Below are 12,174 nucleotides of genomic sequence, written 5' to 3'. Positions count from 1 at the left end.
GAACTTGTTCCACGGCGCGGTCTCGTGCTTGCCGGTCAGGCGCTTGTCGTTGTCCGGGCCGTAGACGGCGATGTGATCCATCAGGTTCTTCTCGAACTGCGCCATCAACGCCTCGAAATAGGCCTTGCCGCCGACTTCGCGCATGTACTTGGTCGAGAAGTTGCAATGCATTCCCGAGCCGTTCCAGTCGGTATCGCCGAGCGGCTTGCAATGGAACTCGATGTCGATGCCGTACTTTTCCGTGAGGCGCAGCAGCAGGTAGCGCGCCATCCAGATCTGGTCGGCGGCCTTCTTGGAGCCCTTGCCGAAAATCTGGAATTCCCACTGGCCCTTGGCCACTTCGGCGTTGATGCCTTCATGGTTGATGCCTGCGGCGAGGCAGAGGTCGAGATGCTCCTCGACGATCTGGCGCGCGACGTCGCCGACATTCTTGTAGCCCACGCCGGTGTAGTACGGGCCCTGCGGCGCCGGGTAGCCGCTTTCAGGGAAGCCGAGCGGACGGCCATCCTTGTAGAAGAAGTATTCCTGCTCGAAGCCGAACCAGGCGCCCTCGTCGTCGAGGACGGTCGCGCGAGCGTTCGATTCATGGGGGGTGACGCCGTCGGGCATCATGACCTCGCACATGACCAGAACGCCATTGGTGCGGGCTGGATCCGGATAAAGCGCGACCGGCTTCAGCACGCAGTCGGAGCTGTGGCCCTTGGCCTGGTTCGTCGACGAGCCGTCGAAGCCCCACAGCGGCAGCTGCTCGAGCGTCGGGAACTCGGCAAACTCCTTGACCTGGGTCTTGCCGCGCAGATTGGGGGTCGGGGTGTAGCCATCGAGCCAGATATACTCGAGCTTGTATTTGGTCATTTCTGTGCCTCTCGTTGCTTGGATGCCGCGCAAGGCGGCATCTACGCACGGCCGGACCGAGCCAGCCTGCCGATGGTTAAAAAGCAAGTCGTGTGCCACTCCGATCTTAGGGGGTGCGGCAAAATGGTCATCTCAGGGCGTTGATTTTGCTGAGCCGTCTCAGGACTGCGCTTCCATCGGTCAGGCGTCAATATTGCGCAAATAATAGGCAAAAGATGATCTTTTCGTAGGCATATTGCCTAAATGAATCGCAGAACCTATTTTGATCGACGGGTGAATCGACAAGCTCCTGAAAAAGCAGGGAGACCGCCAATGCAAGTCACGCAACCGCGTCCGTCGGCAAAAATCCTGATGTTCCCGCTGGCAGCGGGCAAGCCTGCCTCAAATTTAGGCGCCAAGGCGAAATTCGCGGCAGAGCTTGCGGCATTGCGCGATACGCATGCCGACTTCGACGGCTGGTACCATGAGGCCGCGGTCGAGGAAGAAAACCAGCAGCGGAAGAGCTGACCCCTCTTCGCATTCCGGCACCTAAAAAAGCCCGGCGTGATTGCTCACGCCGGGCTTCGTTTTTGTCGAGTTGGGTCGGCTATTGCTCGGCGTTCAAGTCGGTGCCGAGCGTGTCCCTGACGAAGATTGTGCCGATGATCAGCGACATCGCCGCGATCACCACGGGGTACCAGAGGCCGTAGTAGATATCGCCCTTGTAGGCGCTGAGCGCGAACACGGTCGCAGGAAGCAGGCCGCCGAACCAACCGTTGCCGATGTGGTAAGGTAGCGACATGCCGGTGTAACGGATGCGGGTCGGGAACATCTCGACCAGAATCGCGGCGATCGGCCCGTAGACCATGGTCACGAACAGCACCAGGATGAAGAGGATGCCGATCGTCATCGGCCAGTTGATGCCCGCCGGATCGGCGACCATGGCGAAAGCGCCGCCACCTGGGATGTTGTAGACGGTGACCTCCGGCGCGCCGGCGGCTTCATCCTTGGTCAACAGCTTGTCGGCGATAGCCTTGTCGGTCGGAACCGTCGCCTTCTCGCCGCCACGGATGGTCGCGGCGTCGAGCTTCAGCTCGGGGTTGGCCGCGATGAAGGCGTCAAGCTTCTGGTCCGGCACCTTGATCGCCGCGCGCTTCAGCGGATAGCCGCCGTCCTGCAACGACATGTTGACTGCCTTCACGAAGGCGGCGTCCTTGGCCTTGGCCTGGTCGCCGGCAGCGACGGCGTCATAGGAGGTGACCGTCTCGTTGCCGATCTTGACCGTGGCGGCGGTTCCGGCTGCTGCCGTCGTCACCACGTCATAAGGCACGGAGTTCTTGGTGAGGAACGAGGTCGCTATATCGCAGGAAGTCGTGAACTTCGCCGTGCCGACCGGGTTGAACTGGAACTTGCAGTCGCCGGGGGCGGCCGTCACCGTCGCACGGGTGTTCTGTTGGGCTGTGGCCAAAGCCGGGTTGGCGGCCCAGGTCAGCGCCTTGAACAGCGGGAAGGTGCAGACGATGGCAAGCGCCAGGCCAGCCATGATGATCGGCTTGCGGCCGATCTTGTCCGACAGCCAGCCGAACACGACGAAGAAGATCGAGCCGATGGCCAGGGCGATCGCGATCATGATGTTGACCGATTGCGCATCGACCTTGAGCACGTTCTGCAGGAAGAACAGCGCGTAGAATTGACCGTTGTACCAGACCACGGCCTGACCGGCGGTAAGACCGAGCAGTGCCAAGAGCGCGATCTTGGCGTTCTTCCACTGGCCGAAGGCTTCCGACAGCGGCGCCTTGGAGCCCTTGCCCTCATCCTTCATGCGCTGGAATGTCGGCGACTCCGAGAGCGATAGCCGGATCCAGATCGAGACTGCGAGCAGCACGAAGGAAACGATGAACGGAATGCGCCAGCCCCAGGCGGCATAGGTTTCCTTGCTCAGCGAACCCTGGACGATCAGGATGACGATGAGCGACAGGAACAGGCCGAGGGTCGCAGTCGTCTGGATCCACGATGTGTAGAAGCCGCGGCGGTCATCTGGCGCGTGCTCGGCGACGTAGGTCGCGGCACCGCCATATTCGCCACCGAGCGCCAGTCCCTGCAGCATGCGCAGCGCGATCAGGATCACCGGGGCCGCGATGCCGAGGCTTGCATAGCCGGGCAGCAGACCGACCAGGAAGGTCGACAGGCCCATGATCGTCATGGTGACGAGGAAGGTGTATTTGCGGCCGACGAGGTCGCCGACGCGACCGAAGACCAGCGCGCCGAACGGGCGCACCAGGAAGCCGGCGGCAAAGGCGAGCAGCGCGAAGATATTGCGTGTCGCCTCAGGGATCGTCGGGCTGAAGAAGGTCGAGCCGATGAAGGCCGCCAGCGAGCCGTAAAGATAGAAATCATACCATTCGAAAACGGTGCCGAGCGAGGAGGCGAAGATGACCTTCTTTTCCTCCCGCGTCATGCCGCGGCTTGTTGTGCCTGCGGTCGATGCCATTGCCATTGATGTATCCTCCCGTGAGATCCCGTCTGTCCTCGAGGGCTGTGCGCCACCGCCCACGCTCCTCCGAACGCGGACTCAAAAAACGCAGCCAACAAAGGAGAAATGACAGAAAGCGCGGCCGGAAGGCACCGCGACGATGGGATTATGACTTTCGTATTAGGCGCAGTGCGTAAGCGATTTGGCGCTCAGGCTTGCAGAGCCTCAAGCAGGCTGACCGCGGCCATCATGTCGCGCTTGCGGGCCGCGCGGCGCGCGACCGCCTCGGCGTCCTGGCCCCAATGCTCGATCTGCCAGTCCTCGTCGACGTGAGCGGCGGTCCAGGCTTCCTCGCCGTGCAGTTCACCGAAGTCCACGGCCAGTGCCAGCAGCGCCGAACCGGTCAGAGAGGTCATGACATGGATGGCGGCCAGCCGCGCCGGTTCGCTGCGCTGGGCAAGATGCGCACCGAGGATGGCTATCGCCTCGCGCGGCTGCTCGACATGGATGATGCCCTCGGCAAGGTTGAAGCGGGCGCCAAGGTGGCTGCGCGCCCAATCCAGAACCGGATCCCAGAGCTTGTTTTGCTGATCGACCAGGCCCTGCGGGCCGTCGGCCCGATAGCAGAGCAGGTCAGATGAGGCGAAACGCAGGACGTCCTCGAGCACGGCCTGCGGGTCGCTGGCAACGCCGTCGATGGCCGTGTTGACGAGGCGCATGACTGGCATCGACACGGGATCGATAACTTCGCCCTGCGCGGAAAACTCGTCGGCCACCAGCGCCGCCGCGTTTTCTGTCGGCAGCGCCAGCACAGCCTTTCCCGGCGTGCGCACTGGCCTGCCGTCGAGATGGACGGCGAAACCGTTTTCTACCGGCGCGACCGAGACGGACTTGTAGAAGCGCTTCGGCAGCGGCGTCTTCATCTGGATCTGGGCGCGCCGCACCGGATCCGGGTCCGAAAGCAGCTTGCCCGCTTCGAGGTCTTCGAGGATGTCGCGCATGTCGAACTCCTTACACCGTGGGCTGCCTGCGCGCCGGGCGATTGACGATGATCAGCCCGGCGGCAATCAGCGCCAGCGCCAAGAAAATCCTGACCGTCAGCGGCTCGCCAAGAAGCAGCGCCCCACACAGGACGCCGAAGACCGGCGACAGGAAGGCGAAGCTCGACAGGCTCGATGCCGGGTAGCGCGTGAGCAGCCAGAACCACAATACATAGGTGAAGGCGACGACATAAAAAGACTGGAACATCAACGCCAGCGTCGGCAATGTCGCTATCTCACGGATCGGTGGGCCAGCAAACGGCATCACCAGCGCGCCGACGATGGCTGCGCCCGCCAATTGGTAAAGCAACAGCTTCTCGGCGCTCGTCGCGACCAGTTTCGACCGCTTGATGAAGATGCTGGTCAAAGCCCAAAGGACGCCCGAGCCGAGACTGAGCAGATCGCCCGTCAGCGTCGCGTCCTTTCCGGCAATGATGCCGTCCGAGAACACCGCCAGCAGGCCGCAGAAGGCCAGTACAAGCCCGGTGAGCTTGCGTGCGTTGATACGTTCGCCGAGCAGGAAATGGCCGCCGATCAGGACCCAGAAGGGCATGGTATTGACCAGCAGCGTGTTGCGGGCGACGGTCGTGTATTCAAGCCCGATGTACAGGCACAGGAACTCGACGCCAAACAGTGCGCCCGCGACGATGCCGGCGACGAGAGTGCCATCCGCATCGAACAGTTTGATGCCGCGCAACCGGCACCAGGCGAAGACGCACATACCGCCGATGACCGATCGCGCGATCGAGACAAAGACAGGATCGTATCCGGCATAGGAGATCTTGGCGGCGACGTAGTTCAGCCCCCAGGAGAGCGTCAAGCCGACCATGATGGCGGCGGCTGTCGGGTCGACGGAATCGCGGCGGTCGAGCGTGCCGACGGCTCCGCTCATGCCTCGTCCTCCGCGCTCCGCTCGTCGAAGCCGAGCAGATTCCAGCTCTGACGCATATGCGCCGGCATCGGCGCGGTGACGTCGATCACGCCCTGGTCGGGATGCGGAATGACGATGCGGCGCGCATGCAGATGCAGCCGGTTCTGCATGCCGCCCGGAAAGTCCCAATTGGTGTCGGCTTCGAAATATTTGGGGTCGCCGATGATCGGACAGCCGATAAAGGCGGCGTGGACGCGCAACTGGTGTGTGCGGCCTGTGTAAGGCTCCATCTCCAGCCAGGACAGCGATTGCGCCGCCTGCTCGACGACGCGGTAGTAGGACACGGCATGGTCAGCGCCCTTCTCACCGTGCTTGGCGATGCGCACGCGGTCGCCATCCGGTGTTGCTTCCTTGACGAGCCAGGTCGATATCTTGTCCTCGCGCTTCGGCGGCACGCCCTTCACCAGCGCCCAATAGGTCTTCTTTGTCTCACGCGCCCGGAAGGCTTCCGAAAGCTTCATCGCGGCAAGGCGGGTGCGGGCAACCACCAGCACACCGGAGGTGTCGCGGTCGAGGCGATGGACGAGCCGCGGCTTCTCGCCCTTCTGGTTGCGCCAGGCCTCCAGCATGTCATCGACGTTGCGGGTGACGCCGGAGCCGCCCTGGACGGCCAGCCCCGCCGGCTTGTTGAAGACGAAGACCTTCGGATCTTCGTGCAACAGCATCTTGGCGAGCACGTCGGCATCGCCCTGGTTGCGGATCGAGTGACCGGTGAGCGGCGCGTCGCCTTTCTTGTCGACATCGAGCGGCGGCACACGAACGGACTGGCCCGGCTCGACACGCGTGTCGGCCTTCACTCGGCCGCCATCGACGCGGACCTGGCCGGAGCGCAGCAGCTTCTGCAGATGGCCGAAGCCGAGGCCCGGGTAATGGACCTTGAACCAGCGGTCGAGCCGCATGCCCGCCTCGCCGGCCTCCACCGTTATCTGTTCAACGCCTGCCATGGGATACGCTTTTCCGTTTGAAAGCGGCGCCATAGCACTAAGGCAGGCCGGTTGCGAGCCAAAGACCCAAGAAAGCGCGACGATTGCCCCAATAGTCGCGACGTCGTCCAATCAACCGCTTGAAGGCGGTGCGGGAACGGCACAGATCGTCGACCGTGTCAGGAAGCGCTTCTCGCGGCCATTGTCGAGCGAGAACATGCCGCCCCTGCCCGGCACCACGTCGATGATCAAGTCGGTATGTTTCCAAGCCTCGAATTGCGAAGCGCTGATATAGACCGGTGTGTCGCCGATTTCGCCGAGCCTGACGTCTTTGTCGCCGACCATGAACTCGCCTCGCGGGTAGCACATCGGCGACGAGCCGTCGCAGCAACCGCCGGACTGATGGAACAGCACTGGGCCGTGATCGGCAATGATCTCGGCTAGCAGTGCCTCCGCCTCCGGCGTAGCGGAAACCTTGCCTAGCGAAGGTTTCTCCATGTTCTCCTCCTCAGTTCGTGGGAGGGCACGGCGAACCGCGCCCTCCCCCTGTGCGCCCTGGGAGGATCAGAAGAAGCCAAGCTTCTTCGGGCTGTAGCTGACCAGCATATTCTTGGTCTGCTGGTAATGGTCGAGCATCATCTTGTGGTTCTCGCGGCCGATGCCCGACTGTTTGTAGCCGCCGAAGGCGGCATGCGCCGGATAGGCGTGGTAGCAGTTGGTCCAGACGCGGCCCGCCTGGATGGCGCGTCCGAAGCGGTAGCAACGGTTGGCGTCGCGGCTCCAGATGCCGGCGCCGAGGCCGTAGAGCGTGTCGTTGGCGATCGACAGCGCCTCGTCATCGTCCTTGAAGGTCGTGACCGACACAACAGGGCCGAAGATCTCCTCCTGGAAGATGCGCATCTTGTTGTGGCCCTTGAAGACGGTCGGCTTGACGTAATAGCCGCCGGCAAGATCGCCCGGCAGGTGGTTCTGCTCGCCACCGGTCAGCACCTCGGCGCCTTCCTGGCGACCGATGTCGAAATAGGAGAGGATTTTCTCCAACTGCTCGCTCGAGGCCTGCGCGCCGATCATGGTGGCCGGATCGAGCGGATCGCCCTGGACGATCGCCTCGACACGCTTCAACGCCTTCTCCATGAACTTGTCGTAAATCTTCTCGTGCACGAGCGCACGGCTCGGACATGTGCAGACCTCGCCCTGGTTGAGCGCGAACATGACGAAGCCCTCGATCGCCTTGTCGAAGAAGTCGTCATCCTCGGCCGTCACGTCCTGGAAGAAGATGTTGGGCGACTTGCCGCCGAGCTCGAGCGTTACGGGGATGAGGTTCTGGCTGGCATATTGCGAGATCAGCCGCCCGGTCGTGGTCTCGCCGGTGAAGGCGATCTTGGCAATGCGGTTCGACGATGCCAGCGGCTTGCCGGCCTCGAGGCCGAAACCGTTGACGATGTTGAGCACGCCTTCCGGCAACAGGTCGCCGATCAGGTCGACCCACAGCATGATCGTGGCCGGCGTCTGCTCGGCGGGCTTCAGCACCACGCAGTTGCCTGCCGCAAGCGCCGGCGCCAGCTTCCACACCGCCATCAGCAGCGGGAAATTCCACGGGATGATCTGACCGACGACGCCGAGCGGCTCATGGAAATGATAGGCGACGGTGTCGTGGTCGATTTCCGAGATGCCACCTTCCTGCGCACGCACGGCGCCGGCGAAGTAGCGGAAATGATCGATAGCCAGCGGCAGGTCCGCGGCGGTCGTCTCGCGGATCGGCTTGCCATTGTCCCAGGTCTCGGCAAGCGCCAGGAGATCGAGGTTCTCTTCCATGCGATCGGCGATTCGGTTGAGGATCAGCGCGCGGGCGGCGGCGCTCGTCCTGCCCCATGCATCCTTGGCCTTGTGGGCCGCATCAAGTGCAGCCTCGATGTCCTTGGCATCGGAGCGGGCCACTTCGCCAAGGGGCCTGCCGGTCACCGGCGAGAGGTTGTCGAAGTATTTTCCGGACGACGGCGCCGTCCACTCGCCGCCGATGTAGTTGTCGTATCGCTTGGCGAAGGGAACCTTGGCCGTGCGCGAGAATTCCACCTTGTTCATCTCATCCTCCCGGGAAGCACGCCACGGGATGCGGCGCGTTGGAAGGCAAGAGTTGCGGACAGCTTGCGGCTTGTCAGCCCATGCCCCATCGATGGTGGCCGCCGACTGTCGCAGAAGTGCGACAGGTCACGGCTCGAAATTCAATGCGGGCGGCGGATGGAGAAACGGGCGAGCTTGCGGTGCAGCGTCGCGCGCGAGATGCCGAGGCCTTGGGCGGCCGCGGAGACATTGCCGCCGGCGCGGGCCAGGGCTCGTTGCAGGACGCTGCGTTCGGCGTCGTCCAGATCCTCGGCAGCTTTCGCGGCATCACCGAGGACGTCGGCGGCGAGCAGCCCCTTTGCCAGGGCTTCGCTGGTTATACCGAGCGCGAGGCGTGCCGAGCGGGTCGCGCCGATCACCAGATCGTCCGCGTCGACCGCGATCAAGGCGCCCGCGCTGCGTTCGGCGACCGGGGCGAGCAGGATGCGGGCGTTGGAGAACACCATGCGGAAATTCTCCGCCTCGATGCGCCTGGCGGCGTCGCCAACTGCGACGGCGATGAGCTGGACGAAGCCTTCCGTCAGGTCCGACCGGCAGGACGATACGTCGAGAGCGGCGGCCAGATTGCCTTCATGGTCATAGACAGGCGCCGTCGTGCAACTGAGCAGCGTGTTGCGGGAGAAAAAGTGCTGATCGCGATGAATGGTCAGTGCCCTCTGGTCGGCGATGCAGGTGCCGATGCCGTTGGTGCCTTCGCTGTCCTCGCTCCAGACCGTGCCGGTCCACAGGCCCCATTCGTCGAATGTCTCGTCGTCGGCGACAGCGCCCCTGCGCTCGACGGGTATACCGTTGCGATCGGCAAGCATCACACAGCAGCCCACGCCGCCAACCGCAAGATATAGGCGGTTGAGGCTGCCGTCGGCGGCCCGGATCAATTGCTCCATGCGCTGCCGGGCCTGCATGAGCTCGCCTTCGGTCAGCCGCCTGGGCGCCTTGCGCTCGGCCGGATCGAGATGATGCAATTGCAGGGAACGCCGCCACGAGGCGACAAGCGCCGAATGGGCCGCGTCGCTCTTGGCGATCGAAGCCTGGACCAGATCCGCATGCACGGCTGCTTGCCGTCCGCTCAACCCTATCCTCCCGGTGAGCGGAAGCTGCCTCCGCTCCATCGTTATATCCGTGCGGATATATCCGATAGATGAGTTCTAATGGTCGCGACGGGTCGACGCTATTGGACGATGGTGTAATGGCCGACTAGCTGGGCCGGCAAGCGGCCCAGCCTTCAATCCGATATCAGTTGGCTGCCGCCTTGTTCGCCTTGGAGGAGCCGATCATCTTCCAGTTCCTGTAGAAGACAGAATTGATGCGCTCGACGCTGACCGAGACGATGGCGAGAAGGCCCGCGATAAGCTTCGGGAACGGAGACGGGCGGATGATGTCGACGAAGACGCAGTAGCGGCGGCCGTCATATTCGTTGACCGAGCGGTGGAAGAGCGTGTCGTCGAAGATGAACAGCGGATTGTCGTACCAGTAGTTCTTCTTGCTGCCGCACTGGACGAAGATCTCCGCCTTCACCGGGATCAGATTGTAGAGGATGCGAAGGCTGAGCCGCAGCGGGCCGAAATGCCAGGACGTCGATTCGCGCTTGCTGAAAACGGAAACGGCGATCGTCTTGATGTATTTGTAGTCCTTGTTGAATTCCGGGACGTTGTCGATCTTGTGCTTGCCATACCACTGGTAGACATACATGCCGCGCCGGCCGGTGCCGAAATTGGCGTCGATGTCGGCGATGATCTCGTCCTTGCGCGCCTTGAAGACGCCAAGGACCTCATTGATCTCGCGCTGATAGTCCTCTGGGAACTGCTCGGGCTTCCACACGCCCTGGTTCCGGTAGCAGAGAAGGTCGACGATCAGGTTGAACGGCGAAAGCAGCCAGGTGAACAGGCCGTTGCCGAGGAAGTAGCGATCGAACAGCTTCCAGTCCTTCTGATCGTTGCGCATGACGTCGATCAGACCGCAGACGACGAAGATCGCCGTGATTATGGGGATGAAGTAGAAGCCAAGCGCGAGGATTACGACTGCAATCGCAGCCTTACGAAGGGTCTTAAAGGTTTGCTTTGTCAATTTCGTCCGCGCGGGAGCGCGATCCCTGTTCGCATGAGTCAAATCACGGCGACCCCCGCCAGCCGTGCGCCTTCATAGGATTTTTCGTGCCGCTGCACAATCTGGGGCCGCCGCAGCTTCGGCGCCAACGCTTGCGCCAGCTTTGCGGATGTCCAAGGAAACGTCATCAATGCACTGCCGGCAGGCCGAGTTCGTCCCATTTCTCTTGCGGCACCGGATCGCCGACCAGGAATTCGAAGCCAATGACGCTTTCGCCGTCCGGCGACAATTCGCAATTGAACTTCAGCGCGTACCAGTTCTTGCGGCTGCGAAAAGCGGCGCCGTCGGCATTGATCGTCGCGCCCTTGATCTTTTCCCCGGCGGTCGCATAGGCCACTAACCGGTCGGGCTGGAAATCCGCCTTCCATTTGTGGATCTGGTCCATCGCCTCGATGTTGCAGAGCTGGGACATGCGGTCCTCGGATGCAAATGTCGCAAGGTCGGCGCGCACCTGCCGGCTGCGAGGATCGGCAAGCGTTTTCGCCGACAGCATTTCCGTCGGACGGATCATGGCCGGTGGCGGCGGTTCTGTCGGCCGAGTTGGCGCAGTGACAGTGGGCGGAACCGGCGCTGGAATTGTCGGAGCGGCCAGAGCTTGTTCCGCTGGCCGAAGCTGGCCCGGCGTCAGTATCTCGACCGAAACCGGCTCGTCCTGGGGACGCTTCGGGCGCATTGGCGGCGGCAGGAGCGCGAATAGCGCAAGCAGCAGCATGTGCAGGACCACAGAAGCCGGGATGCCCCAAGGCAGGTTCTCGCCCCGTGGCGCAAGCACGGCCGCGCGGGCCAACCCTAGCTTTCCCGTTCCCTGCGCAGCTTGGCCCAATATTCCAGCCGCTTCCTGATGTCGCGCTCGAAGCCGCGTTCCGGCGGATCGTAGAAGGTGCGCCGCCCCATCTTCTCCGGGAAATAGTCCTGTCCAGAAAAGGCGTCCGGCTCGTCATGGTCGTAGCGATAGCCCGCGCCGTAGTCCTCTTCCTTCATGAGCTTGGTCGGCGCGTTTAGGATGTGTTTGGGCGGCAGCAGCGAGCCGAATTCCTTCGCCGCTTGCGTGGCCGCCTTGAAGGCTGTGTAGACAGCGTTCGATTTCGGCGCAGTGGCGAGGTAGACGGTGGCCTCGGCGAAGGCGAGCTCGCCCTCGGGAGAGCCGAGATAGTCATAGGCATCCTTGGCGGCGTTGGCGACGACCAGCGCCTGGGGATCGGCGAGACCGATATCCTCTACCGCCATGCGCACCAGCCGCCGGCCGAGATAGAGCGGGTCCTCGCCAGCATCGAACATGCGGGCGAGATAATAGAGCGCGGCGTCGGGATCGGAGCCGCGCACCGATTTGTGCAGCGCCGAAATCAGATTGTAGTGGCCGTCCTGCCCCTTGTCGTAGATAGGCGCGCGGCGCTGGATGACGCGCTGCAGACCTTCCGGACTGAACACCTCGCCGGGCTTGGCGGCGCGCCAGACTTCCTCGGCCAGCGTCAGCGAGGCGCGGCCGTCGCCGTCCGCCATGCGGATCAGCATGGCCCGGGCTTCGTCGTCCAGCGGCAGCGCCCTGCCCTCGGTCTCTTCGGCCCGCTCCAGAAGCTTGGCGATGCTTTCCTCGCCGAGGGACCGGAATACCAGCACCCGCGCGCGGGAAAGCAACGCGGCATTCAGCTCGAAGGACGGGTTCTCCGTGGTGGCTCCCACCAATACGACCGTTCCGTCCTCCATCACGGGAAGGAAGCCGTCCTGCTGGGCGCGGTTGAAGCGATGGAT

Annotated in this window: 12 protein-coding genes; 1 reads left to right on the top strand and 11 read right to left on the bottom strand. The window is 63.0% G+C overall.

The features are described from left to right. Window positions 1–855 (bottom strand): glutamine synthetase beta-grasp domain-containing protein (locus Q0L57_RS28940; RefSeq protein ID WP_296746510.1); only part of this gene is annotated, 855 nt, incomplete at its 3' end. 312 nt (window positions 856–1,167) lie between these two features. On the opposite strand from Q0L57_RS28940, the gene Q0L57_RS28935 reads away from it, so the two are divergent. Then, window positions 1,168–1,362 carry a DUF2735 domain-containing protein gene (locus tag Q0L57_RS28935; RefSeq protein ID WP_296746509.1) on the top strand — a complete coding sequence of 65 codons (195 nt, stop codon included), beginning with the start codon at window positions 1,168–1,170 and terminating at the stop codon, window positions 1,360–1,362. A gap of 79 nt (window positions 1,363–1,441) precedes the next feature. On the opposite strand, the gene Q0L57_RS28930 is transcribed toward Q0L57_RS28935, so the two are convergent. The 10 genes from Q0L57_RS28930 to Q0L57_RS28885 form a co-directional block, all read right to left on the bottom strand. Further along, window positions 1,442–3,331 carry an MFS transporter gene (locus Q0L57_RS28930; RefSeq protein WP_296746508.1) on the bottom strand — a complete coding sequence of 630 codons (1,890 nt, stop codon included), beginning with the start codon at window positions 3,329–3,331 and terminating at the stop codon, window positions 1,442–1,444. A gap of 185 nt (window positions 3,332–3,516) precedes the next feature. Continuing rightward, window positions 3,517–4,308, bottom strand: a complete 792-nt coding sequence (locus Q0L57_RS28925; protein WP_296746507.1) for an ATP12 family chaperone protein — start codon at window positions 4,306–4,308, stop codon at window positions 3,517–3,519. Between the two features lie 10 nt (window positions 4,309–4,318). Beyond that, the gene (locus Q0L57_RS28920) at window positions 4,319–5,239 is read right to left on the bottom strand and encodes a DMT family transporter (protein WP_296746506.1); all 921 of its coding nucleotides are present in this window, start codon (window positions 5,237–5,239) and stop codon (window positions 4,319–4,321) included. Continuing rightward, window positions 5,236–6,222, bottom strand: a complete 987-nt coding sequence (locus Q0L57_RS28915; RefSeq protein ID WP_296746505.1) for an RluA family pseudouridine synthase — start codon at window positions 6,220–6,222, stop codon at window positions 5,236–5,238. Before Q0L57_RS28915 ends, Q0L57_RS28920 begins: the two co-directional genes overlap by 4 nt. A 111-nt stretch (window positions 6,223–6,333) precedes the next feature. Continuing rightward, window positions 6,334–6,699: a DUF779 domain-containing protein gene (locus Q0L57_RS28910; RefSeq protein ID WP_296746504.1), complete on the bottom strand. Its 366-nt coding sequence runs from the start codon at window positions 6,697–6,699 to the stop codon at window positions 6,334–6,336. Window positions 6,700–6,765: 66 nt separating this feature from the next. Continuing rightward, window positions 6,766–8,283 carry an aldehyde dehydrogenase gene (gene adh / locus Q0L57_RS28905; RefSeq protein ID WP_296746503.1) on the bottom strand — a complete coding sequence of 506 codons (1,518 nt, stop codon included), beginning with the start codon at window positions 8,281–8,283 and terminating at the stop codon, window positions 6,766–6,768. Between the two features lie 140 nt (window positions 8,284–8,423). Beyond that, a complete protein-coding gene (locus Q0L57_RS28900; protein WP_296746502.1) occupies window positions 8,424–9,392 on the bottom strand; it encodes a helix-turn-helix domain-containing protein in 969 nt (322 codons plus the stop codon). 163 nt (window positions 9,393–9,555) lie between these two features. After that, window positions 9,556–10,386 carry an aspartyl/asparaginyl beta-hydroxylase domain-containing protein gene (locus tag Q0L57_RS28895; protein WP_296746501.1) on the bottom strand — a complete coding sequence of 277 codons (831 nt, stop codon included), beginning with the start codon at window positions 10,384–10,386 and terminating at the stop codon, window positions 9,556–9,558. A gap of 166 nt (window positions 10,387–10,552) precedes the next feature. Next, window positions 10,553–11,212: a DUF930 domain-containing protein gene (locus Q0L57_RS28890; RefSeq protein WP_296746500.1), complete on the bottom strand. Its 660-nt coding sequence runs from the start codon at window positions 11,210–11,212 to the stop codon at window positions 10,553–10,555. Between the two features lie 2 nt (window positions 11,213–11,214). Beyond that, window positions 11,215–12,174: replication-associated recombination protein A (locus Q0L57_RS28885; RefSeq protein ID WP_296746499.1), on the bottom strand; the 960-nt coding region annotated here is incomplete at its 5' end.

Origin of the sequence: Mesorhizobium sp., assembly GCF_024509055.1 — a bacterium.
In the GTDB taxonomy this organism is placed as follows: domain Bacteria; phylum Pseudomonadota; class Alphaproteobacteria; order Rhizobiales; family Rhizobiaceae; genus Mesorhizobium.
This window is presented reverse-complemented; position numbering and strand designations above follow the sequence as displayed.